This window comes from Micrococcus sp. iso_239 (assembly GCF_056173395.1).
In genome coordinates, this window is sequence record NZ_CM149672.1 from 1,410,938 (window position 1) to 1,434,904 (window position 23,967).

The following is a 23,967-nucleotide window of genomic DNA, read 5'->3' on the forward strand; positions in this document are numbered from 1 at the left end:
AGCCATGCCCCAGATCCCCGCCGCCCCCGCCGCCCTGCCGCCGGCCGACCGACTGCCCGGCTGGGACCCGGCATGGTCCCGCCTCGTGGAGATCCGCTCCGCCGCGGACCCGGAGGGGACCGTGCGGACGCTGCACGTGGCGGACACCGGTCCCGTGCTCGCGGCGGCCGGGGCCGAGATCGTCGGCACGATCGTGGCGGTGCACGGCAACCCGACCTGGTCCTGGCTGTGGCGGTCCCTGCTCGCGGAGACCGTGCGCCGGGCACGCCGGGGCATGGCCGCGTGGCGCGTCGTGGCGCCGGACCAGCTGGACATGGGCTTCTCCGAGCGCCTCGCGCACGCGGGCTCCCCGTCCGCCGCGTCGATGGGCCGTGCCGGCGACACCTACCGCACGCTGGGTGGCCGCATCGACGACCTGGACGCCCTGCTGGCGGCTCTCGGGCTGCGCGACCTGGCAGCCACCGGCCACCCGCTGATCACGCTCGGCCACGACTGGGGCGGCGTCGTGTCCCTCGGCTGGGCGGCGCGTCATCCGGAGCTGGTGGCCGGCGTCGCGACCCTGAACACCGCGGTCCACCAGCCCGAGGGGGCGCCGATCCCCGCCCCGCTGCAGGCCGCCCTCGCCGGGCCCGTCCTGCCGGCCTCCACCGTCACCACGGACGCCTTCCTCTCCGTGACGACCTCCCTCGCCACGCCGGCCCTCGACCGCGAGACCCGGGCGGCCTACCACCTGCCCTACGACACGGCGGCCCGACGCGGCGGCGTCGGCGGCTTCGTCGCGGACATCCCGGCCGACCCCCGCCACGGCAGCCATCCCGAACTGCAGCGGGTGGGAGAGGACCTCGCCGCCCTGGGCCGCACCGACGTGCCCGCTCTCATCCTGTGGGGCGCCGACGACCCGGTCTTCCTGGACCGCTACCTCGACGACCTCCGCGACCGCCTGCCCCACGCGCGCGTGCACCGTTACGAGCAGGCGGGACACCTGCTCGTGGACGACCGCGACATCACCGCGCCCCTGCTGCAGTGGGCCCAGCTGCTGCGCGGCGGCCAGCTCTCCGACCCCGCCTCGGGGCTGCCGGGCCCCGTCCCGCACGCCACCGCCGACGCCGCCGCCGACCCGGGCCTGGAGGTGGACCTCGGGGAGGATCCCGGAGCCCGCGAGCCCGGCGTGGTCCGGCTCTGGGACCACCTGCGCGACTGGGGCGCCCCCGGCTCGGACCACCGCGAGTACACGGCGCTGGTGGACATGGCCGGCGCCCAGGCCGGCCGCTCGCTCGTGGGAACCGCCCGCCGACCCGTGGCCGTCACCTGGGGCGAGCTGCAGGAGATGGTCTCGGCCATCGCCACCGGGCTGTGGGCCGCGGGCATGCGGCCGGCCGACCGGGTCGCCATGCTCGTGCCGCCGGGCCGCGACCTGTCGGCGGCCCTGTACGCCGTGCTGCGCGTGGGCGCCGTCGCCGTGGTGGCGGACCAGGGCCTCGGCGTCAAGGGCATGACCCGGGCGATGAAGTCGGCCCGCCCCCGGTGGATCATCGGCCGCACCCCCGGGCTGACGCTCGCCCGCGCCCAGTCGTGGCCGGGCACCCGGATCTCCGTGACCGAGCCGGGCGCCGCCCAGCGCCGCCTGCTCGACGTCTCCGACTCGCTCTACGCGATGGTCGACCGCCACCGCGACCCGGCCGCGGGCGACGCCGTCGACGAGCACGGCACCGTGCTGCCCGAGCCCGCCCTGGACGCGGACGCCGCGGTGCTGTTCACCTCCGGCTCCACGGGCCCGGCCAAGGGCGTCGTGTACACGCACGAGCGGCTGGGCCGCCTCGTGGCGCTGATCTCCCGCACCCTGGGCATCCGCCCGGGCGGGTCCCTGCTGGCCGGCTTCGCCCCGTTCGCGCTGCTCGGACCCGCCCTCGGCGCCGCGTCCGTCTCCCCGGACATGGACGTCACCCAGCCGGCCACCCTCACCGCGCAGAAGCTGGCCGACGCCGCGATCGCCGGGCAGTCGAGCGTGCTGTTCGCCTCCCCCGCCGCCCTGGCGAACGTGGTCGCGACCGCCGACGGCCTCGACGCGCCCCGGCGCGAGGCCCTCGACGCCGTGCGCCTCGTGCTCTCGGCCGGCGCCCCCGTGCACCCGCAGCTGATGCGTCAGGTCTCGGACCTGATGCCGAACGCCCGGGTCCACACGCCGTGGGGCATGACCGAGGGGCTGCTGCTCACGGACATCGACGGCGCCGAGGTGCAGCGCCTGCGCACCGCCGACGACGAGGGCGTCTGCGTGGGCTCCGCGCTGCCCACGGTGTCCCTGGCCATCGCGCCGCTGCTCGAGGACGGCAGCGCCGAGGACGTCATCCTCGACCCCGCGCGGGGCCACGGCGTCCTCGGCGAGATCGTGGTCAGCGCCCCCCACCTGAAGGACCGCTACGACGCGCTCTGGCACACCGACCAGCAGAGCAAGCGCGACGGGCTGTGGCGGCGGGACGGCCGGGTGTGGCACCGCACCGCCGACGTCGGCCACTTCGACGCCGAGGGCCGCGTCTGGCTCGAGGGTCGGCTCCAACACGTGATCACCACGCCCGAGGGCCCGGTCGGTCCGGGCGGGCCCGAGAAGACCGTCGACGCGCTCGGGCCGGTGCGGCGCAGCGCCGTCGTCGGCGCCGGGCCCCGGGGCACGCAGGCCGTGGTCGTCGTCGTGGAGGCGGCCGTGCCGGCCACGCGCCCGGCGCGGCGCCCGGGTCACCACCGCGACGGCCGACCCAAGCAGGGCCTCGCCCCGACCGCGCTGGCCTCCGCCGTGCGCGCGGCCCTCGAGCCGCTGCCGGTGGCCGCGGTGCTCGTGGCGGATGAGATCCCCACGGACATCCGGCACAACTCCAAGATCGACCGCGCCCGGGTGGCCGACTGGGCGGAGGCCGTGCTCGCCGGCGGGAAGGCGGGTGCGCTGTGAGCGGCTTCGGCTACGACGTCGGCCTCGATGCCGCCGGCATGCCCGACCTCGTCGAGCGCCTCGAGTCGCGCCGCGTCCTGGTGACCGGCGCCTCGGGGCTGCTGGGCGCGGGCGTCGCCCGGGTGCTCGCCGATGCCGGCAACGACGTGACCACCCTGCAGCGGCGTCCCTCGGGCGTGCCCGGTGCGCGGGACGTGCGTGGCTCCGTGACCGACCCGGCCGCCGTCGAGGAGGCCCTGACCGGCGCGGACACCGTGGTGCACGTGGCCGCGAAGGTGTCCGTGTCCGGCCCCGAGCACGAGTACGAGGCCGTGAACGTCGAGGGCACGCGCATCCTGCTGCACGCCGCGCAGCGCCACGGCGTGCGACGCTTCGTCCACGTCTCCTCCCCCTCCGTGGCGCACGCCGGCGACTCCATCGTCGGCGAGGGCGCCGGAGCCGCCAGCCCCGAGCACGCGCGCGGACCCTACGCCCGCACGAAGGCGGCCGGCGAGCGACTGGCCCTGGCCGCCGACCGCGACGACTTCCGCGTCCTCGTGCTGCGCCCCCACCTGATGTGGGGGCCCGGGGACCTGCAGCTCACCGACCGGATCGTGCAGCGTGCGCGGGCCGGGCGGATGCCCGTGCTCGGCACGGGCGCTCCCCTGGTCGACACGCTGTACACGGCCAACGCCGTCGAGGCCGTGGTGGCGGCCGTGTCCGCGGCGGACGTGCACCACGGCGAGGCCCTCGTGGTGACCAACGGCGAGCCGCGACCGGTCGGCGAGCTGATCCGCCAGATCGCGCTGGCGGGCGGTGCCGCGGAACCCGAGCGCCGCGTCCCGGCGGGCCTGGCCCGGCGTGCCGGCGCCCTGATCGAGCGGGCGTGGGAGCGGGACCTGTTCGGGCTGCGGTCCCGGGGCGTGGGCTCCGACGACGGCGAGCCGCCGCTGACCGAGTTCCTCGCCGAGCAGCTCTCGACCGCCCACTGGTTCGACCAGCGGCGCACCCGTGAGGTCCTCGCGTGGACGCCGACCGTGAGCATCGACGAGGGCCTGCACCGCGTCGCGGCGTACTACCGCGACCGCTGACGTCCGCCGCGGTCGGAGCAGCCGCCCGCCCAGGGCTTTCGTTCGGGAAACGGCGCGGGTCACGCCGCTTTCGTTCGGGAAACGGCGCGGGTCACGCCGCTTTCGTTCGGGAAACGGCGGAGACTGCGCCGCCGTCGTCTCGGTGCCCGCCGTTTCCCGAACGACGACGCTCCTGGGGCCGCCGTTTCCCGAACGAAAGTGGGGGGTCAGGCGTCGATGCGCTCGCGGTCCAGCTCGTCGGCGTGGGAGACGATGAAGTCCTTGCGGGGGGCCACGGCGGAGCCCATGAGCAGGTCGAAGACCCGCTCGGCGGCCTCCACCTCGGCGATGTTCACGCGGCGGAGCATGCGGTGGCGCGGGTCCATCGTGGTCTCGGCCAGCTGGTCGGCGTCCATCTCGCCCAGGCCCTTGTAGCGCTGGATCGGCTCGCGGTACGAGCGACCCTCCCGCTCCAGGCGGGCGAGCGTCGCGTGCAGCTCCTGCTCCGAGTACGTGTAGATGACCTCGCGTTCCTTCACGCCGCGGGTCACCGCCTCGATCCGGTGCAGCGGCGGGACGGCCGCGTACACGCGCCCGGCCTCGACCATGGGACGCATGTAGCGGAAGAAGAGCGTCAGCAGGAGGGTGCGGATGTGGGCACCGTCCACGTCCGCGTCCGTCATCAGCACGACCTTGCCGTAGCGGGCCGCATCCAGGTCGAAGCTGCGCCCCGCGCCGCCCCCGACGACCTGGATCAGCGCCGCGCACTCGGCATTGGCCAGGATGTCCGAGACGGAGGCCTTCTGCACGTTCAGGATCTTGCCCCGGATCGGCAGCAGGGCCTGGAAGTCGGAGGACCGGGCCAGCTTGGCGGTGCCGAGCGCCGAGTCGCCCTCGACGATGAACAGCTCGGAGGAGGCGACGTCGTTGCTGCGGCAGTCCGCCAGCTTGGCCGGCATCGTCGAGGTCTCCAGGGCGTTCTTGCGCCGCTGGTTCTCCTTGTGGGTGCGCGCGGAGATGCGCGACTTCATCTCCGCGACGACCTTCTCCAGCAGCGTGTGCACCTGCTGCTTCTGGGCGCGGGCCGTGGAGGTGAGGCGGGCGGTCAGCTGCTTCTCCACCACCTGGGAGACGATCCGCCGCACCGCGGAGGTGCCGAGGATCTCCTTGGTCTGTCCCTCGAACTGCGGCTCGGCGAGCCGCACCGTCAGGACGGCGGTCATGCCGGCCAGCACGTCGTCCTTCTCCACCTTGTCCGACCCGGCCTTGAGCCGGCGCGCGTTGGCCTCCACCTGGGCGCGGAACGCCTTCAGCAGTGCCGCCTCGAACCCGGACTGGTGGGTGCCGCCCTTGGGCGTGGCGATGATGTTCACGAAGGACCGGAACACGGTGTCGTAGCCGACGTCCCAGCGCAGGGCGACGTCCACCTCGCACGTGCGCTGCACATCCTGCATGGAGGTGCGCCCGTCCTCGCCGAGCACCGGGACCCGCTCCTTGAAGGTGCCGGAGCCCTGGATCCGCCACACGTCCGTCACCGGGGTGGCGGGCGTGAGGTGCTCCACGAACTCGGAGATGCCGCCGTCGTACTGGAAGACCTCCTCGACCGGGCCGTCGGCGCCGGGCGTGCCGGGTCGGCGGCGCAGGTCCTTGACCGTGATCCGCAGGCCCGGGATCAGGTAGGCGGTCTGGCGCGCCCGCGCCTGGAGCTCCTCGGCGGAGAACGTCGCGTCCTTCACGAAGATCTGCTCGTCCGCCCAGTAGCGCACGCGCGTGCCGGTCTGCCCACGTTTGGCCTTCCCGACGACGTCCAGCGGCGAGGCGTCCGTGGACGGCTCGAACGGGGCGTCCGGCGACGGGCGCGACCCGTCCTGGAAGCGGCCCGGCTCGCCGCGCCGGAACGACATCTGATGGACCTTGCCCCCGCGCAGCACCTGCACGTCCAGGCGCGAGGACAGGGCGTTGACCACCGACGCGCCCACGCCGTGCAGGCCGCCCGAGGCGGCGTAGGAACCGCCGCCGAACTTGCCGCCGGCGTGGAGCTTGGTGAACACCACCTCGACGCCGGACAGACCGGTGCGCGGCTCCACGTCCACGGGGATGCCGCGCCCGTTGTCCTCGACCTCGACGGAGCCGTCCGGATGCAGGGTGATCTCGATCGACTGCCCGAAGCCGGCCAGGGCCTCGTCCACCGAGTTGTCGATGATCTCCCAGAGGCAGTGCATGAGGCCGCGGGAATCGGTGGAGCCGATGTACATGCCCGGCCGCTTGCGGACGGCCTCGAGCCCCTCCAGCACGGAGAGGTGGCGGGCGTTGTACTCGGTGTTCGCGGGCACGGGGGCGGGCCTTTCGGTGGACGACGGCGGCCGGTCCAGCCTACTCCGCGGGCCGGACACGCCGGGCTCCGCGCCGGACGTCGCGGGCCGCCCGGCTGGGCTCCTCGCGTACGCGGGTGGCGAAACGCGGGTGGAGGGCGGGCGCGCGGGGAAGTTCCCTGCCATCCTTGCTGTTCCATGGGACAAGAGGAGGACCGGCCCGCCCCACCGGCGTCGTCGCCCTCCAGCCCCGAGAGACCCGAGGAGGACACCATGTCCATCACCGCCGTGGCCGAGCCGGCCGCCCTCACCCGTTCCGACCGCTGCGACCGCTGCGGCGCGCAGGCCTACGTCCGCGCCGTGCTGCACTCCGGCGGTGCCCTCCAGTTCTGCGCCCACCACGCCCGCGCCGTCGAGGACGCGCTGCGTCCCCAGGCCGCGCTGTGGCAGGACGAGACGGACCGCCTCACCGCCGGCGCCTGAGGCGCCCGGTATGACGAAGGGCCGGACCCCCGCGGGGGTCCGGCCCTTCGTCATGCCGCTCCGACTCAGTCCAGGTAGTCCCGGAGCACCTGCGAGCGGGAGGGGTGACGCAGCTTGGACATGGTCTTCGACTCGATCTGGCGGATCCGCTCGCGCGTCACGCCGTAGACCTTGCCGATCTCATCCAGCGTCTTGGGCTGGCCGTCGGTCAGGCCGAAGCGCATGGCGACGACACCGGCCTCGCGCTCGGAGAGCGTGTCCAGCACCGAGTGCAGCTGCTCCTGGAGCAGCGTGAAGGAGACGGCGTCCGCGGGCACGACGGCCTCGGAGTCCTCGATCAGGTCGCCGAACTCGGAGTCGCCGTCCTCGCCGAGCGGGGTGTGCAGGGAGATGGGCTCGCGGCCGTACTTCTGCACCTCCACGACCTTCTCCGGGGTCATGTCCAGCTCCTTGGCCAGCTCCTCCGGGGTGGGCTCGCGGCCGAGGTCCTGGAGCATCTGCCGCTGCACGCGGGCCAGCTTGTTGATGACCTCCACCATGTGCACCGGGATGCGGATGGTGCGGGCCTGGTCCGCCATGGCGCGGGTGATGGCCTGTCGGATCCACCACGTGGCATACGTGGAGAACTTGAAGCCCTTGGTGTAGTCGAACTTCTCGACGGCGCGGATCAGGCCGAGGTTGCCCTCCTGGATGAGGTCCAGGAACAGCATGCCGCGGCCGGTGTAGCGCTTGGCCAGCGAGACCACCAGACGCAGGTTGGCCTCGAGCAGGTGGTTCTTGGCCTTGCGCCCGTCCGCGATGATCAGCTGGATGTCCCGGCGCTCGCGGTAGTCGTCGGAGGCCTCGTGCTGCACGACGTGCTCGGCGTAGAGGCCGGCCTCGATGCGCATGGCCAGGTCCACCTCCTGCTCGGCGTTGAGCAGGGCGACCTTGCCGATCTGCTTCAGGTAGTCCTTCACCGGGTCCGCCGTGGCGCCCGCCACGACCACCTGCTGCACCGGGGCGTCGTCCTCGGAGTCGTCCATGACGAACGCGCCCTTGGACTGGGCCACCTTCTGGCCCGTGGCGGCCTTCGTGCCGGTCACGGCCTCCGCGTCCATCGCCGGGCGCTCCGGAGCGTCCGAGCCGTCCGCGTCCTCGTCATCCGAGTCCTCGGTGGCGGTCTCGTCCTCCACCACGTCCTCCTCGACGGCGTCGGCGGCCTCGGTGCGCTCGCGCGCCTCGACGAACTCCTCGTCGTCCTCGGCCTGCTCGGCGGAGGCGGCGGAGGCGGTGGCCTTCTTGCCCCGGGTCGTGGCGGTCTTCTTCGTGGCGGTGGTCTTGGCCGCGGCGGGCTTCCGGGTCGTCTTCTTCTTGGCCGTCGGCGTGGCAGCGGTCTTGGTCGCCGCCGACTTCGCCGCGGTCGTCCGCGTCGTGGCGCCCTTGGTCGTGGCGCTCTTCGTGGCGGTCGACTTCTTGGCTGCCGTGGAGCGGGTGCGCGTGGTCGTGGCCCCGGAGGCAGTGGTCTCCTTGCCGTCCTGCGCACCGCTGGTCGTCGAAGTGGTCACTCGAGGCCTTTCCGTCTCGTCCGCGGCCACCCGCGGATCCTTGCAGTCCATATACACGTGACCCTGTCAAGTCCGGGCCTCGGACGACCGACGTCGTCCGGGCCCGTCGACTGCAGGGTCCGCCAGTGCCAACGACGGCTGTGACCGATCTATTCCGAACCCGGGAAACGGGGTGCGATCGGCCGTGCCGTCGTGAAGCCGCATCATTCTCTCATGGGCCGCCACCGTCGGGCCGCCACGCGGTGGCCGGGTCGGTCGCCCAGCCGGCGACGCACCCCGCGGCCACGATGCGTCGCAGGACGGAGACGAACGGGTCGCCGGGGTTCAGCGCCGCCGCCGCGGTCAGGTGGGCGTCCGCGTCGGAGCCGTGGCCGCGGGCCCAGCCGACCCACCCGGCCAGCGCCAGGGCCTGCGCCGCCACGGCCGGCGTCGCGACGGGCACGAGCGCGCGCAGCCCCGCCCGCAGGGCGTCCAGCCGATCCCAGGCCGGCGCCCGGCCCGAGGCCGCGGTGAGGATCCGTTCCTCGTCCCCCGGATCCCCCGTGGCCGCGCCGGACGGCGCGGCGGCATGGAGCAGCAGGCCGTCGCGCCAGGCCGGACGCGTCAGCGGCGAGCCCAGCACGGCGGGTGCGGGCGCGCCGCGGTCACCCACCGCGCCGGTCAGCACCGACTCCCACTGCGCCAGCCACGCGCGGCGTGCCGCGGGCGCGTCCTGCTCGGGAGGCCGCCACCGCGCGTCGTCGGCCCGGGCCGCCGCGGGACCGCGGCGCGGGACCGGGTCGGGCACTGCTGCACGGTCCCAGACCGAACCGCGGGTCATCAGGTGCAGGGACAGCGGCGCGGCTCGGGGGTCGAGCGGGCCCTCCTCGGCGACGCCGCTCCCCCACCAGGGGCGCGCCCGTCCCCGCGCGCACGTCCAGGCCGCGGTCAGGGGGCGACCCGCGGACGCCAGGGCGTCGTCGAGCGCCGCGGCCCAGCCGGGACGGGCGAGCGTGGCCCGGGCGCCGTCCGGCAGCGCGAGGCAGAGCGTCGCGTCCGCGGCTGCGTCCCGCCGGCACACCTCGGCCACGGCGCAGGCCCAGGCGCCGACGTCGACCTCCTCGGGAGGCAGGTCGACCCGCACCACGGCGCGCAGGCGCCCGTCGCGCAGGGTGAGGAGGACCAGGCTGCCCTCGGGCAACCGCCCGAGGGCGTGGCCGACGTAGGCGAGCAGGTCCTCCGGGCCGCGGGCCGGCAGGACGGGGACGTCGAGTGAGGTGGGGGCTTCCATGCCGCCACCCTGGCCGACCGGGCGCCCGCGGTGGGATCAGTCCCCGTCGCCGGTGGACGGACGGCCGGGTCCGTCCTCCTGTGCAGGAGCGGACCCGCCGCCGGCGTCCCGCGCGGCGAGGTACGCCTCGACGGCGGAGGCGAGTTCGTCGCCGTCGGGCAGGCCCTGCTCGGTCTCGAGCAACGACCGCTCCTGGTCCTCGGCGTTCTGGTCGTAGTTGCGCTCCAGGCCGGCGATCATCTGCTGGATCTCCCCGGACCCGGAGACCTGGCGCTCCAGCTCGGCCTCGATGTCCCGCGAGGCGTCTCGCAGGTCGTCCGAGGGCAGCATGAGCCCCATGGCGGCCCCCGCGTACTCGAGCGCGGCCACGGCCGCCTGGGGGAAGGACGCCTCGGCCACGTAGTGCGGCACATGGACGGTGTAGCCCGCCGTCGGCAGGTCCGCCTCCTCGGCGCGCAGCTCGAGCATCTGCAGCAGCCCCGCGACGATGTCCGCCTCCGGGCTCCAGGTGGACAGCCCCTCGACGGCGTCGGCGCGGGACCCGTGGGTCGTGACCCCGAGCCGCCGCGTGTGCGGCACGGGCAGCGGGGCCGCGTCGAGGAAGGTGAGCGAGTCCACCTCCCACTCCTGCGCGAGGCCGAGCACGGCCTCCGTCACCGCCTGCCACCGGAAGTCCGGCTCGGGGCCGGACAGCAGCAGGAAGGGGTGGCCGAGCAGGTCCTCGACCAGCTGCACCTCGAGCGCGGGCAGGCGCAGATCACGGTAGCGGTCCCGGTCGAACCGGAGCCGGGGACGCCGGGCGCGGTAGTCGAACATCGAGTCGACGTCGAAGGAGACGACGGTCCGATGGGTCAGGTGCTCGTGCAGCGCGGCCCGCACCTGCCGAGCGACCCGGCCCGCGTCCATGTGCCCGGTCAGGGCCACGAGCATGCCCAGGCCGGGGGGCACGGGCGCCCCCTCATGACGGGTGTACAGCGGCGCGGCGTCCTGCACGTCTCGTTCCCCTTCCGGTGGTCCGTCTGCGGGAGAGCCGTCCCCGCCGCCCGGATGGCGGCGGACGCGGATCCCTCCCTGTCCTCTGGCGTCAGTCAACCACGGCACGGCACCCTCCTATTCCGCGCCCGCGCGCCCTGGACGGGCGCGCGAGCCCTCTGGCTAGGATGACGCGGGACGGCCCGGCCCACCCCGCCGGGCGCATCCCCCACCCCCGGAAGAGAGGCCCGTCCGTGATCACCCTGGACCGCCCGACCCTGACCGCCCGCGCCCTGGAGGACTTGACCGCCTCCGCCCTCGTGGTGGGGGTGGGCACCGGCCCGGACGGCCCCGTGCTCCTGACGGACGCGCTGCCGGCCGAGGCGGCCACCGCCCTCGAGGCCTCGTTCGAGCTGCTGGGCGTGCGGGGCGCCGAGGACGAGGTCCATCGCCTGCCGGGCCTGGGCGGCGTGCCGGTGCCGCTGCTGGTCCTGGCCGGCGTCGGCGGTCTGGACGACGACGGCGAGGCCGCGGACGAGTCCCTGCGCCGCGCCGCCGGGGCTGCCGTGCGCTCCCTGGCCGGCACCGACGCCGTGGCCCTGGCCCTGCCGGCCGACACCCCGGCCCGACTGGCCGCCGTCGCCGAGGGCGCCGTCCTGGGCGCGTACGCCTTCACCGCCCAGAAGTCCGAGCGCGCCCGCGCCGAGACGGACACGTCCCGTCCCGTCCGCGAGGTCGAGGTCGTCACCCCGCTCGCCGCCGCGGACGCCGACCCCGTGCTGCGCCGGGCCGCCGTCGTGGGCGACGCGGTCTGCGCCGTGCGCGACCTGGTGAACACGGCCCCCTCGCACCTCTACCCGGCCACGTTCGCGGACGCCGTCGCGGAGGACCTCGCGGACTCGTCCGTGAGCGTGGACGTGTGGGACGAGGACCGCCTGCGCGCCGAGGGCTTCGGCGGCATCCTCGCGATCGGCCAGGGCTCCTCCCGCCCGCCGCGGCTCGTGCGCATCGAGCACGCGCCGGCCGACGCCGCCGCGCACATCGCGCTGGTGGGCAAGGGCATCACCTTCGACACGGGCGGCATCTCGCTGAAGCCCGCCGCCTCGATGATGACGATGAAGTCGGACATGGCCGGCGCCGCCACCGTCTTCGCCGTCGTGCGCGCCGCCGCGGCCCTGGACGTCCCTGTGAAGGTGACCGGCTGGCTGGCGCTGGCCGAGAACATGCCCTCGGGCACCGCCATCCGCCCGTCCGACGTCATCACGATGTACGGCGGCAAGACCGTGGAGGTCATGAACACGGACGCCGAGGGCCGCGTCGTCATGGCCGACGCCCTCGTGGCGGCCACCGACGAGCGACCCGACGCGGTGCTCGACGTGGCCACCCTCACCGGTGCCCAGCTGGTCGCCCTCGGCGTGCGCCACACGGGCGTCATGGGTGACGACGCGCTGCGCGACGAGGTCGTCGCCGCGGCCGACGCGGCCGGGGAGCTCGCGTGGGGCATGCCCCTGCCGGAGCAGCTGCGCGCCTCGCTCACTTCGCGCGTCGCGGACATCTCCAACATGGGCGACCGCTTCGGCGGCATGATGACCGCCGCCACCTTCCTGCGCGAATTCGTCGACGCCGGACGGTCGGAGGGCGACGCCGCCGCACGGACCCCCTGGGCCCACCTCGACATCGCCGGCCCCTCCTTCAACGAGTCGGCCGCGTACGGCTACACCCCGCAGGACGCCACCGGCGTGATGGTGCGGACCCTGGTGGGTCTCATCGAGGGGCGTGCCCGGTAAGGTTGGTCCCGATGTCCACCGCGTCCCCGGCCGCGCGGCCCGCCGCCGACGGCCGGGGGTGGCGGTGACGCACCACCACCACGATCCACCGACCCCAGCACCAAGGAGCAACACCGTGGCCGACAAGGCAACCGCTCAGGAATTCGACGTCCTCGTCCTCGGCGGTGGCTCCGCCGGGTACGCCGCAGCCCTGCGTTCCGTGCAGTACGGCAAGTCCGTCGCCCTCGTGGAGAAGTCCAAGGTCGGCGGCACCTGCCTGCACTGGGGCTGCATCCCCACGAAGGCCTACCTGCACGCCGCCGAGGTGGCCGATGAGACCCGCAACGCCGCCAAGTTCGGCGTCAACGCGACCCTCGAGTCCGTGGACATGGCGAAGGTGCGCGACTACAAGGACGGCATCGTCGCCGGCAAGCACAAGGGCCTGGCCGGCCTGCTGAAGATGCGCAAGGTCCAGGTCATCGAGGGCGAGGGCAAGCTCGTCTCGAAGAACGAGGTCGAGGTCGACGGCACCCGTTACACGGCGGAGAACATCGTGCTGGCCTCCGGCTCCGTGGCCAAGACCATGGGCCTGCCCATCTCCAAGAAGATCATGACCTCCACGGAGGCCCTCGAGCTGGACTACACCCCGAAGTCGGCCATCGTGCTCGGCGGCGGTGTCATCGGCTCCGAGTTCGCGTCCCTGTGGAACTCCTTCGGCGTCGACGTCACCATCATCGAGGGCCTGAAGACCCTGGTCCCCAACGAGGACCCGGCGATCATCAAGGTCCTCGAGCGCGAGTTCAAGAAGAAGGGCATCAAGACCAACCTGGGCACGTTCTTCGACAAGGTCGAGGAGACCGACTCGGGCGTCAAGGTGACCCTCGCGGACGGCAAGGAGTTCGAGGCCGAGGTCTGCCTCGTCGCCGTCGGCCGCGGCCCGAACACCGAGGGCCTCGGCTACGAGGAGCAGGGCGTCAAGATGGACCGCGGCTTCGTCCTCACCGACGAGCGTCTGCACACCGGCGTCGGCAGCATCTACGCCGTGGGCGACATCGTTCCCGGTCTGCAGCTGGCGCACCGCGGCTTCCAGCAGGGCATCTTCGTGGCCGAGGAGATCGCCGGCAACAAGCCGATGGTCGTCGAGGACATCAACATCCCGAAGGTCACCTTCACCGAGCCGGAGATCATGTCCGTGGGCTACACCCAGCCCAAGGCGGAGGAGAAGTTCGGCAAGGACAACGTCGAGGTCGCCGAGTACAACCTGGCCGGCAACGGCAAGTCCTCGATCCTCGGCACCGGCGGCATCATCAAGATGATCCGCCAGAAGAACGGCCCGATCGTGGGCGTGCACGGCATCGGCAAGCGCATCGGCGAGCAGATCGGCGAGGCGCAGCTCATCGTGAACTGGGAGGCCTACCCCGAGGACGTCGCCCAGTTCGTGCACGCGCACCCCACGCAGAACGAGGCCCTGGGCGAGGCCGCCATGGCCCTGTTCGGCCACCCGCTGCACAGCTGACCCACCGCACTGACCATCCCGGGCCCGTGCGTCGGGCCCACCTCGCAACCCCGGGTGGGCGCCCCCGGCGCCCACCCCTCATGAGGAGCATCGGAACCATGTCTGAAACCGTGAACCTGCCCGCCCTGGGCGAATCCGTCACCGAGGGCACCGTGACCCGCTGGCTCAAGGCCGTCGGCGACGAGGTCGCCGTCGACGAGCCCCTGGTGGAGGTCTCCACCGACAAGGTCGACACCGAGATCCCGTCCCCCGTGGCCGGCGTGCTCGAGGAGATCCTGGTCGAGGAGGACGACACGGTCGAGGTCGGCGCCCCGCTGGCCACGATCGGCGACGGCTCCGGCGGCGGCTCCGCCGACGCGTCGGAGGACGACGCCGCGGCCGAGGAGCCCGCCGTCGAGGAGGCGCAGCAGGACGACGCCCAGCAGGAGCCCGCAGGCGAGCCGGCTCCGGAGGAGCGCGCCTCCACCGACCAGGGCTCGGACGGGGCCCCGTCGGCCGGCGGCGAGGCCTCCGAGGTCACCCTGCCCGCGCTGGGCGAGTCCGTGACCGAGGGCACCGTGACCCGCTGGCTGAAGTCCGTCGGCGACGAGGTCGAGGTCGACGAGCCGCTGCTCGAGGTCTCCACCGACAAGGTCGACACCGAGATCCCCTCCCCCGTGGCGGGCACCCTCCTGGAGATCCGTGCGGAGGAGGACGACACCGTCGAGGTGGGCGCCGTCCTCGCACTCGTCGGCTCCGGCTCCGCCGGCGGCGGCTCCGCCCCGTCGGAGGGCTCCTCCGGTCAGGACGAGGCGTCCGCCGAGGAGATCGAGGACAAGGCGACCGAGGCCGAGGCCCCCGAGGAGACCGAGGAGGCCGCCGAGGCCGCCGGCGCCGAGAAGTCGGAGAAGACGCCGGAGGCGTCTCCGTCCGAGGAGGCCTCCCGGCGCGAGTCCGCTGAGCGCGACCCCGCGCAGGCCGAGTCCGCCGAGGCGCCCTCCGCCACCGAGCCCGGCCAGGGCTACGTGACCCCGCTGGTGCGCCGCCTGGCCCACCAGAACAACGTGGACCTGTCCACGGTTCGCGGCACGGGCGTCGGCGGCCGCATCCGCAAGCAGGACGTGCTCGCCGCCGCGCTGGCCTCGCAGGCCGCCGCGGGCGGGTCCGAGGCTCCGGCCGAGCAGGCCTCCGAGGCTGCCGCCCCGTCGTCCGCCCCGGCCGCTGCGTCCGCCCCGGCCGCGAGCTCCTCCGTGGACCCCTCGGTCCGCGGCGAGGTGGAGAAGGCGCCGCGCATCCGCCAGGTCATCGCCCAGCGCATGCGCGAGTCCCTCGACCTGTCCACCCAGCTGACCCAGGTGCACGAGGTGGACGTCACCCGCATCGTGCAGCTGCGCAAGAAGGCCAAGGCCTCCTTCCAGCAGCAGGCCGGCGTGAACCTGACGTACCTGCCGTTCATCACCAAGGCGGTCGCCGAGGCCCTCAAGCAGCACCCCAAGCTGAACGCGTCGTTCTCCGAGGACAACAAGGAGATCACGTACCACGCGTCCGAGGACATCGCGATCGCCGTGGACACGGAGAAGGGGCTGCTGGTGCCCGTCATCAAGGACGCCGGCTCCCTGAACCTGACGGGCCTCGCCCAGAAGATCGCCGACGTGGCCGAGCGCACCCGCACGAACAAGATCTCGCCGGACGAGCTCTCGGGCGGCACGTTCTCGATCACGAACATCGGCTCCGTGGGCGCGCTGTTCGACACGCCGATCATCAACCAGCCGCAGGTCGCGATCCTGGGCACCGGTGCGATCGTGAAGCGCCCCATGGTGGTGACCGACGCGGACGGCAACGACTCGATCGCCATCCGCCACATGATGTACCTGTCCCTGACCTACGACCACCGCCTGGTGGACGGGGCCGACGCGGGCCGCTTCCTGACGACGCTGCGTCAGCGTCTCGAGGGCGGCGAGTTCGCCAACGAGCTGGGTCTCTGACGGAAAGGGAGAAGGACTGTGGATATCCTGCACAGCATCCTGGTGGCCGTGCACATCGTGTCCGCCGCAGCGATCGTGGGCGGTTGGTTCGCGCACTTCCGCAACCCGACCGTCACCACCTCGCAGTGGTGGGGCTCCGTGGGCATGATCGTCTCCGGCGTGGTGCTTTTCGGCCTCGCCATGAGCGGGGAGCCGAACCACATGAAGCTGGGCGTCAAGTTCCTGATCGGCGTCATCGTCTTCGTGGCCGCCCTGATCGGCCGCCGCAAGTCCAACCGCGGGGAGGTCGTGCCCACGGGCCTGGCCCACGCGGTGGGCGGTCTGGGCCTGGTGAACATCCTGGTCGCCGTCCTCTGGCAGTGATCAGCCCAGGCGGCTGACGCCGCACCACACCGCGGGCCCCGGGGAGCTTCTCCCCGGGGCCCGCGGCGTCCCCCCGTCTGGACCGCCGGCCTCCGGCGCTGGATCCGGGCCCGGGGTCAGCGCGGATCGACGGTCTCGACCCGCCACGTCCGACCCGCCGCGCCACCGTCCCGCCCCTCGGGGCCCTCTCCGTGGCCGCTGCGCAGGACCAGCACGACCTCCTCGGCCGTCGCCTCCCGATGCGCCGCCACGCGTCCCGCGCGGTCCACCACGGTGTGGGCCGACGTCCGGAGCACGGCGTCGACACGCAGCGCGTCGTCCCCGGCCCGCCGGGCGGGTCCGGCCTGCTCCACCGTCACCTCGAGGCCGGAGAAGGCGAACCCCTCGTCCGTCAGCCGGCGCAGCAGATCCCGGTCGTTCTCCCACGCCGGTCCCCCGGGCACGGCGTAGGCGTCCAGTCGCGCAGGCTCCGGGTCGATGAGCGCGGCAGTCCGGGCGTGGCCGACCGCGGCCAGCGCCTCGCCCACGTCGACGGCGTCCTCCCCGGCGGCACCCGCGTCCGGCACCCTCGCCGGCGTCCCGCTCTCCGGCGTCCCGTCCGCCGGGCGCGCCGCGTCCACCGAGGTGCCGGCCGGCACCGCGCCCGCCGGCTCCGGCGCCCCCTCCGTCGCGTCGCCCAGGGACGCCGGCCACCACAGCCCGGCGGTGCCGCCGCCGACGGCCAGCGCGGTGGCCAGCCCGGCGGCCACGAGGACGCCCCGGCGTGGCGCCGCCCCCCGTCGGCGCGCGAGCGCGCGCCGTCTCGGAGCCGCGCGTCGTCGGCGTCGCCGCGTGGGCCCGGAGCCCGGCAGCACCGTGGGCAGCAGGTGCGCCACCTCGGCGGGGGCGGCCTCTCCCAGCGGGACCGGCTCGGGCCGGGCCGTCGCGTATACGGCTGCGGCGGCCTCCTCCGCGCTCGGCCGCGCCGCCGGGTCCGGGGAGAGCGCCGCATCGAGCAGCAGCGCGAGCTCGGGGGACGCTTCGGGGACCAGGACGGGCAGCGGCGCCCGATGCCCGGCGGCGCCCGGCGCCCGACCGGTGAGCGCGTACCAGCCCAGGGCGGCCCACGCATGGACGTCACTCGGCGCCCCCACCGCCGGAGACGCCCCCGGTTCCGCCCCGGCCCCCTCCACCGCGGCGAGCGCCTCGGGGGCCGCGAAGCCCGGCGTCGCCCCGGCCCCCGACGCCCCGCCGACCACCCGGGCGACGCCGAGGTCGGCGAGGGCCGGGCTGCCGTCGACGCCGAACAGGACGTTCGCCGGGGACACGTCGCCGTGCACCACCCCCTCGCGGTGCAGGCACGCGAGAGCCTGGGCGATCGGGACGAGCACGGTGACGGCCTGCCCCGGGCTCAGGGGTCCGACCCGCTGCACCATGTCCTGCAGCGTGCCGGCCGCGCGGTGCTCGGTGAGGACCCCGAGGCCCCGGTCCGTCTCCACCACGCCGAGCACGCGCAGCAGATGGGGATGCGCGACCCGTCCGGCCTGCGCCTCCGCCGCCAGCGCATCCGGCGCCGCGCCGGCACGGGGCACCTTCAGGGCGGCCCGGACGCCCCGACCGTCCTCGACGAGCCAGACCTCCGCCTGGGCGCCCGCGCCGAGCAGCCGGACGGGTTCCCAGCCCGGGGCGCGCGGCGCAGCCGTGCCCGGCTCCGACGACCTCTCCGGTTCGGTCTCCGGCCCGCCGCCGACGCGTCCGGCCGCGCCGCCGTCCGCCTCGTCCCAGTCCCGCATCGGTCTCCCCTCTCCGCCGCGCCGTCCGTTCCAGCCCAGGGTGCCGCATGTCCCCGAGCGTCACGGCGGTTGTCCACAGGTCCGGGCCCGAGGACTACAGTGGACGTCATGCCCGAGACACCCCTGCCGCCCCTGCGCGTGCTCGGCCTGGCGCCCGACCTGGTGGACTACCACGCCGCCTGGGACGCCCAGCGCGCCCTGCACGCGGACGTCGTCGCCGGCCGCTCCGACGGCGAATTCCTCCTCCTGGAGCACGAAGCCGTCTACACGGCCGGTCGCCGCACCGAGGACGCCGAGCGCCCCACGGACGGCGCCCCCGTCGTGGACGTGGACCGCGGCGGCAAGATCACATGGCACGGGCCGGGCCAGCTGGTCGGCTACCCCGTGGTCCGGCTGCGCGACCGTGCCCACGTCAAGGACTACGTCTGGTTCCTCGAGGAGCTGCTGATCCGCACCGCCGCCGAGTTCGGCGTCACGGCCGTCCGCGTGGACGGGCGGGCAGGCATCTGGGTCCTCGCGGACCGGGACGACGACGGCACGGCCCGCCCGGACCGCAAGGTCGGCGCCATCGGCCTGTCCATCCACGACGGCGTCTCGATGCACGGCTTCGCACTGAACTGCTCCAACTCCCTGGCCCCCTACGAGGGCATCATCGCGTGCGGCATCACGGACGCCGCCACCACCACCCTGTCGGTCGAGACGGGCCGGACCATCACCCCGGCCGACGTCGTGCCGGTGCTCACCCGTCATCTGGACGAGCTCGGGCCTGCGTACATCGCCGTCACCCCCACGGAAGGAATCCCCGCATGAGCCTCGCCCCCGAAGGACGCCGCCTGCTGCGCGTGGAGGCGCGCAACGCCGAGGTGCCCGTCGAGCGCAAGCCCGAGTGGATCAAGGCCAAGGTCCACATGGGCCCCGAGTACATCGGCCTGAAGAACAAGGTCAAGTCCGCCGGCCTGCACACCGTGTGCGAGGAGGCCGGCTGCCCCAACATCTTCGAGTGCTGGGAGGACCGCGAGGCCACGTTCCTCATCGGCGGGGACATCTGCACCCGCCGGTGTGACTTCTGCGACATCACCTCCGGCAAGCCGCGCCCCCTGGACATGGAGGAGCCGCAGAAGGTCGCCGAGAACATCCGCGAGATGGACCTGCGGTACGCCACCGTCACGGGCGTGGCCCGTGACGACCAGAAGGACGGCGCGGCGTGGCTCTACGCGGAGACCATCCGCCGCATCCACGCGCTCAACCCGGGGACCGGCGTCGAGATCCTGCCGCCGGACTTCGGCGCGGTGCCGGAGCTCGTCCAGCAGGTGTTCGACGCGCGGCCCGAGGTGTTCGCGCACAACCTGGAGACGGTGCCGCGCATCTTCAAGCGCATCCGCCCGGCCTTCACGTACGAGAAGTCCCTCAGGGTGCTCACGATGGCCAAGGCCGACGGGCTCGTCACCAAGTCCAACCTCATCCTGGGCATGGGCGAGGAGGACCACGAGATCGACCAGGCCCTGGTGGACCTGCACGAGGCCGGCTGCGACATCATCACCATCACGCAGTACGTGCGGCCCTCGAAGCTGCACCACCCCATCGACCGCTGGGTGAAGCCGCAGGAGTTCGTCCAGTGGTCCCAGCGCGCCGAGGAGATCGGTTTCCAGGGCGTCATGGCGGGCCCGCTGGTGCGCTCGTCGTACCGCGCGGGCAAGCTCTACGCGCAGGCCATGCAGCGCCTCGGCCGGACCCTGCCGGAGAACCTGGCGCACCTGGCCGGGGAGAAGACCGCCCGCCAGGAGGCCTCCGCCGTCGTCGCCCAGATGTCCTGAGCCGCCCGACTAGACTGGACCCCGCCATGACGAAGAACAGCCAGCCCCCCGCGTCCTCCTCCGGCTCCACCTCCGCCACGCTCAAGGAGGTCAAGGCCATGCAGCGCGAGCGTCGCCTCCGCGAGAAGGAGCAGGCGAAGGCCCAGCGCCGGGACAAGCGCGCCACGAAGGGCCCGGGCGTGATCTCCCAGCTCAAGCAGGCCTACGCCATGACCAAGGCGCACGACCCCAAGGTCGGACTGTGGATGCTGCTGGCCTTCCTGGGCGCCCTGGTCGTCGGCCTCGTCATCGGCCTCCTGCTGGACAACTGGATCACGTGGCTGCTCATCGCGATCCCGTTCGGTGTGCTCGCCGCCGTCGTCATCCTGAACCGGAAGGCGCGCCGCGCCGGGTTCGCCCAGCTCGAGGGCCGCCCCGGCGCCGCCGGCGCCGCGCTCTCCACGCTGGGCCGCGGCTGGATCGTGTCCGAGCAGCCGGCCGCCGTGAACCCGAAGACCCAGGACCTCGTCTACCGCGCCGTGGGCCGGCCGGGCGTCGTGCTGGTGACGGAGGGCCCCTCCCCCCGCGTCGCCGCGCTGGTGGTCAAGGAGGAGAAGGCCATGCGCCGCTTCCTGCCCGGCGTGCCCGTCACCGTGGTGGAGTCCGGCAACGGCCAGGGCCAGGTCCCGCTGCACGAGCTGCCCGGCACGCTCAAGGGCATGAAGAAGGCCCTCACGGCGCAGGAGGTCCAGGCCGTGGACAAGCGTCTGACCGCGCTCAACACCAACCGGCTGCCCATCCCCAAGGGCGTCGACCCGAACAAGGTGCGCCCGAGCCGGCGCGCCATGCGCGGCCGCTGAGCGCCGACGCACCCGCGCGAAAGGGGGGCGCCCCGCCGAGGATTCGGCGGGGCGCCCCCCTTTCGTCGTGTCCGGCCTCGCGTCGAGTCGGATCCGGCGTCGTCCGGCGCGGGCCGGTGCGCTCACATGCGGATCTCGACGGTGCCGGCGACCTTGTCGTGCATGCCGCGGCCGTCCGGGCCGACGACGACGGCCGGCAGCACGAGGCACAGCAGCGCCGTGCGCACCACCACGCGGTGCACGGGGGCGGTCCGGCCGCCGAGGCGCACCACCTGGGTGCGGCACACGGCCTTGCCCACGGTGGTGGCCAGCAGGGTGATGCCCAGGATGTGCATGGTGGCGAAGACCATCAGGGTGGCGATCGCGTCGGAGTCGAAGAGCAGCCAGGACACGCCCAGGGCCAGGAACCAGTCGATCACGAGGGCGACGGCGCGGCGGGCCGCAGTGGCCATCGAGGTCGGGCCGTGCTCGGGCAGGCCCAGCAGGTCCCCCGGCCAGCGGCCGCCGGCCAGGCCGCCGCCCGGACCGTCCACCCAGCCGGCGAGGTCGCGCCGGGTGATCAGCGGCTCGTCGCGGCGGGTCGGTTCGGGCTCTTGCGCGGGGTCGGGTGCTCTGCGTGCCACCGGCCCAGCCTACCGGCGCGGAACCGCGAGGCTCGCCGTGGGGCGTCACCGACGCCCACGGAGGCCGCCGGGCAAGTAGGGTGATGACACCCGCCACGCCAGCGCCGCCGTGCCGGACATGCCACCATCGTCACGACCACAGGAGCGCACCATGTTCACCTCCCCCGCGGACGTCCTCGCGTACATCAAGGATGAGGGGATCGAGTTCGTCGACGTCCGCTTCACCGACCTCCCCGGCATGCAGCACCACTTCAACGTGCCCGCCTCGAGCGTCGACGAGGACTTCTTCGTCACGGGCCAGCTCTTCGACGGCTCCTCGATCCGGGGCTTCGCCGGCATCGCCGAGTCCGACATGCAGCTCATCCCGGACGTCGCGACGGCCTTCGTGGACCCCTTCCGGGTCCGCAAGACCCTCACGATGAACTTCTCCATCGTGAACCCCCGCACCGGCGAGCCCTACCTGCGCGACCCGCGCGGCGTGGCCCAGCGCGCGGAGGCCTACCTGAGCTCCTCCGGCATCGCCGACACGGCGTTCTTCGCCCCCGAGGCCGAGTTCTTCATCTTCGAGGACGTCCGCTACGAGTCCTCCCCCCGCGGCTCGTTCTACGCCGTGGACTCGGACGAGGCCTGGTGGAACGCCTCCCGCGAGGACGAGGGCGGCAACCTGAGCCACAAGACCGGCCTCAAGGGCGGCTACTTCCCCGTCTCCCCCACGGACAAGCAGGCCGACCTGCGCGACGAGATCTGCTCGGTCCTGGCCGAGGTCGGCCTCGAGGTAGAGCGCTCCCACCACGAGGTGGGCGCCGCGGGCCAGGCGGAGATCAACTACCGCTTCAACACGCTGACCCACTCGGCGGACGACCTGCAGAAGTTCAAGTACGTCGTCAAGAACGTCGCCAACATGTTCGGCAAGTCCGCGACCTTCATGCCCAAGCCCGTCTTCGGCGACAACGGCTCCGGCATGCACTGCCACCAGTCCCTGTGGAACGGCGGCGAGCCGCTGTTCTTCGACGAGAAGGGCTACGCGAACCTCTCGGACACCGCCCGCTGGTACATCGGCGGCCTGCTGAAGCACGCCTCCGCGGTCCTGGCCTTCACCAACCCCACGGTGAACTCCTACCGCCGCCTGGTGCCGGGCTTCGAGGCCCCCGTGAACATGGTTTACTCGCAGGGCAACCGCTCGGCGGGCATCCGCATCCCGATCACCGGCTCCAACCCGAAGGCCAAGCGCATCGAGTTCCGCGCCCCGGACGCCTCGGGCAACCCGTACCTCGCGTTCGCCGCGCAGCTGATGGCCGGCCTGGACGGCATCCGCAACCGCATCGAGCCGGCCGAGCCGATCGACAAGGACCTCTACGAGCTGCCGGCCGAGGAGGCCGCCGACATCCAGAAGGCACCCGCCACCCTGGACGAGGCCCTGAACGCCCTCGAGGAGGACCACGAGTTCCTCCTGGCCGGCGACGTGTTCACCGAGGAGCTGATCGAGACCTGGATCGCGTACAAGCGCGAGATGGAGATCGCCCCGCTGGCCCTGCGCCCGAACCCCTACGAGTTCGAGCTGTACTACTCGGTCTGATCCGCCCGCCGCGGCCCCGACGACGGCCGTTCGTCTCCCACGCCGGAGGCGGGCGGCCGTCGTCGTGCCCGGCCGCGGAATAGTCCGGGGCCGGTGGGCGCTGGATCTGTGGAGACCTCCGCCCGGCCGGGCGGCCCGCAGACCAGGAGCACCATGACCGAGCACACCGCCCCCACCCCCCTGCCGCTGTCCCTGCTGGACCTCGCCCTCGTCCGCGACGGCGCCCCGATGGGCGAAGCCTTCGCCGAATCCGTGGAGCAGGCCCGCGTCGCCGAGGCCGCCGGCTTCCGGCGCGTCTGGTACGCGGAGCACCACAACATGCCCTCCATCGCCTCCTCCGCCACGGCCGTACTCATCGCGCACGTGGCCGCGCACACCGACTCGATCCGCCTCGGCTCCGGCGGCGTCATGCTGCCCAACCACTCGCCGCTGGTGATCGCCGAGCAGTTCGGCACCCTGGCCGAGCTGCACCCCGGCCGCATCGACCTGGGCCTGGGTCGCGCCCCCGGCACCGACCAGCGGACGCTGCAGGCGCTGCGCCGGGATCCGTCGGCGGCCGAGCGCTTCCCGCAGGACGTGCTCGAGCTGCAGGGCTACCTCACCGGCCAGAGCCTGATCCCCGGCATCGACGCCTACCCCGGCAAGGGCACCAACGTCCCGCTGTACATCCTCGGCTCCTCGGCGTTCGGCGCCCAGCTGGCCGCGCAGCTCGGCCTGGGCTACGCGTTCGCGAGCCACTTCGCACCGCAGATGCTCGAGCATGCGGCGCGCCTGTACCGGGAGCACTTCGAGCCCTCCGAGGCCCTCGCGGAGCCGCACTTCATCGCGGCGGCCAACGTGATCGCCGCGGACACCGAGGAGGTGGCCGAGCGGGAGTGGCAGGCCGCGCAGCGGGCGCGCATCCGGATGATGCTCGGCCGGGGCCGCACCCTCACCGACGACGAGGTCGAGATGCTGCTGCACTCCCCCGCCGGTCAGCAGGTGCTCGGGATGCTCGAGTGCACGGCCGTGGGCACCGGCCCGACGACGGCGGCGTGGCTGCACGACTTCGCGGCGCGGGTCCAGGCGGACGAGCTGATCATCACGACGGCGGCCCAGGACGCCGGCGTGCGGCGACGCACCCTGGAGCTGCTCGGGGAGCACGTCGTGCGCGCCTGAGC

18 protein-coding genes are annotated in these 23,967 nt (G+C 73.7%); 12 read left to right on the plus strand and 6 right to left on the minus strand.

The annotated features are described in order from the left end of the window. Nucleotides 1–4 precede the first annotated feature (4 nt). Together AC0VX2_RS06510 and AC0VX2_RS06515 are read left to right on the plus strand one after the other, a co-directional pair. A complete protein-coding gene (locus AC0VX2_RS06510) occupies nucleotides 5–2,941 on the plus strand; it encodes an alpha/beta fold hydrolase (RefSeq protein ID WP_251393408.1) in 2,937 nt (978 codons plus the stop codon). Beyond that, nucleotides 2,938–4,011, plus strand: coding sequence for an NAD-dependent epimerase/dehydratase family protein (locus tag AC0VX2_RS06515; RefSeq protein WP_036384625.1), 1,074 nt, complete (start codon nucleotides 2,938–2,940; stop codon nucleotides 4,009–4,011). Before AC0VX2_RS06510 ends, AC0VX2_RS06515 begins: the two co-directional genes overlap by 4 nt. Before the next feature lie 206 nt (nucleotides 4,012–4,217). On the opposite strand, the gene AC0VX2_RS06520 is transcribed toward AC0VX2_RS06515, so the two are convergent. Further along, on the minus strand, nucleotides 4,218–6,323 hold the full coding sequence (locus AC0VX2_RS06520) for a DNA gyrase/topoisomerase IV subunit B (RefSeq protein WP_036384624.1): 2,106 nt from the start codon (nucleotides 6,321–6,323) through the stop codon (nucleotides 4,218–4,220). A gap of 252 nt (nucleotides 6,324–6,575) precedes the next feature. Here AC0VX2_RS06520 and AC0VX2_RS06525 point away from each other — a divergent pair, with 252 nt between their 5' ends. Continuing rightward, nucleotides 6,576–6,785, plus strand: a complete 210-nt coding sequence (locus AC0VX2_RS06525) for a DUF7455 domain-containing protein (protein WP_002858172.1) — start codon at nucleotides 6,576–6,578, stop codon at nucleotides 6,783–6,785. A gap of 65 nt (nucleotides 6,786–6,850) precedes the next feature. Here AC0VX2_RS06525 and AC0VX2_RS06530 read toward each other — a convergent pair whose 3' ends face one another. From AC0VX2_RS06530 to AC0VX2_RS06540, 3 genes are all read right to left on the minus strand, one after another. Then, the gene (locus AC0VX2_RS06530) at nucleotides 6,851–8,383 is read right to left on the minus strand and encodes an RNA polymerase sigma factor (protein ID WP_251393409.1); all 1,533 of its coding nucleotides are present in this window, start codon (nucleotides 8,381–8,383) and stop codon (nucleotides 6,851–6,853) included. 160 nt (nucleotides 8,384–8,543) lie between these two features. Beyond that, nucleotides 8,544–9,602 (minus strand): DUF4192 family protein, encoded by a 1,059-nt coding sequence (locus AC0VX2_RS06535; RefSeq protein ID WP_144818934.1) that lies wholly within the window; start codon nucleotides 9,600–9,602, stop codon nucleotides 8,544–8,546. Between the two features lie 36 nt (nucleotides 9,603–9,638). After that, nucleotides 9,639–10,595, minus strand: a complete 957-nt coding sequence (locus AC0VX2_RS06540; protein WP_044659523.1) for a PAC2 family protein — start codon at nucleotides 10,593–10,595, stop codon at nucleotides 9,639–9,641. A 233-nt stretch (nucleotides 10,596–10,828) separates the two neighbouring features. Between AC0VX2_RS06540 and AC0VX2_RS06545 the strand changes: the two genes are divergently transcribed. The 4 genes from AC0VX2_RS06545 (at nucleotide 10,829) to AC0VX2_RS06560 (ending at nucleotide 16,183) form a co-directional block, all read left to right on the plus strand. Continuing rightward, on the plus strand, nucleotides 10,829–12,361 hold the full coding sequence (locus AC0VX2_RS06545) for a leucyl aminopeptidase (RefSeq protein WP_044659535.1): 1,533 nt from the start codon (nucleotides 10,829–10,831) through the stop codon (nucleotides 12,359–12,361). A 115-nt stretch (nucleotides 12,362–12,476) separates the two neighbouring features. Continuing rightward, a complete protein-coding gene (lpdA, locus tag AC0VX2_RS06550) occupies nucleotides 12,477–13,856 on the plus strand; it encodes a dihydrolipoyl dehydrogenase (RefSeq protein WP_060973495.1) in 1,380 nt (459 codons plus the stop codon). A 98-nt stretch (nucleotides 13,857–13,954) separates the two neighbouring features. Then, a complete protein-coding gene (gene sucB, locus AC0VX2_RS06555) occupies nucleotides 13,955–15,820 on the plus strand; it encodes a 2-oxoglutarate dehydrogenase, E2 component, dihydrolipoamide succinyltransferase (RefSeq protein WP_144818932.1) in 1,866 nt (621 codons plus the stop codon). An 18-nt stretch (nucleotides 15,821–15,838) separates the two neighbouring features. Beyond that, nucleotides 15,839–16,183 (plus strand): hypothetical protein, encoded by a 345-nt coding sequence (locus AC0VX2_RS06560; protein WP_010078527.1) that lies wholly within the window; start codon nucleotides 15,839–15,841, stop codon nucleotides 16,181–16,183. A 116-nt stretch (nucleotides 16,184–16,299) separates the two neighbouring features. Here the strand turns inward: AC0VX2_RS06560 and AC0VX2_RS06565 are convergent, their stop codons facing one another. Further along, on the minus strand, nucleotides 16,300–17,955 hold the full coding sequence (locus tag AC0VX2_RS06565; RefSeq protein WP_144820223.1) for a serine/threonine-protein kinase: 1,656 nt from the start codon (nucleotides 17,953–17,955) through the stop codon (nucleotides 16,300–16,302). A 108-nt stretch (nucleotides 17,956–18,063) separates the two neighbouring features. Here AC0VX2_RS06565 and lipB point away from each other — a divergent pair, with 108 nt between their 5' ends. The 3 genes from lipB to AC0VX2_RS06580 are packed head-to-tail and all read left to right on the plus strand — an operon-like array spanning nucleotide 18,064 to nucleotide 20,608. Beyond that, nucleotides 18,064–18,765, plus strand: a complete 702-nt coding sequence (lipB, locus tag AC0VX2_RS06570; RefSeq protein ID WP_036314221.1) for a lipoyl(octanoyl) transferase LipB — start codon at nucleotides 18,064–18,066, stop codon at nucleotides 18,763–18,765. Next, on the plus strand, nucleotides 18,762–19,769 hold the full coding sequence (gene lipA, locus AC0VX2_RS06575; RefSeq protein WP_036383060.1) for a lipoyl synthase: 1,008 nt from the start codon (nucleotides 18,762–18,764) through the stop codon (nucleotides 19,767–19,769). Before lipB ends, lipA begins: the two co-directional genes overlap by 4 nt. Before the next feature lie 26 nt (nucleotides 19,770–19,795). Beyond that, on the plus strand, nucleotides 19,796–20,608 hold the full coding sequence (locus tag AC0VX2_RS06580) for a DUF4191 domain-containing protein (RefSeq protein ID WP_036314203.1): 813 nt from the start codon (nucleotides 19,796–19,798) through the stop codon (nucleotides 20,606–20,608). Nucleotides 20,609–20,730: 122 nt separating this feature from the next. Here the strand turns inward: AC0VX2_RS06580 and AC0VX2_RS06585 are convergent, their stop codons facing one another. Continuing rightward, nucleotides 20,731–21,231, minus strand: coding sequence for an RDD family protein (locus AC0VX2_RS06585; RefSeq protein WP_049146950.1), 501 nt, complete (start codon nucleotides 21,229–21,231; stop codon nucleotides 20,731–20,733). 151 nt (nucleotides 21,232–21,382) lie between these two features. Here AC0VX2_RS06585 and glnA point away from each other — a divergent pair, with 151 nt between their 5' ends. Together glnA and AC0VX2_RS06595 are read left to right on the plus strand one after the other, a co-directional pair. Then, a complete protein-coding gene (gene glnA, locus AC0VX2_RS06590; protein ID WP_036314201.1) occupies nucleotides 21,383–22,807 on the plus strand; it encodes a type I glutamate--ammonia ligase in 1,425 nt (474 codons plus the stop codon). Between the two features lie 153 nt (nucleotides 22,808–22,960). Next, nucleotides 22,961–23,965, plus strand: coding sequence for an LLM class flavin-dependent oxidoreductase (locus tag AC0VX2_RS06595; protein ID WP_036314199.1), 1,005 nt, complete (start codon nucleotides 22,961–22,963; stop codon nucleotides 23,963–23,965). Nucleotides 23,966–23,967 lie beyond the last annotated feature (2 nt).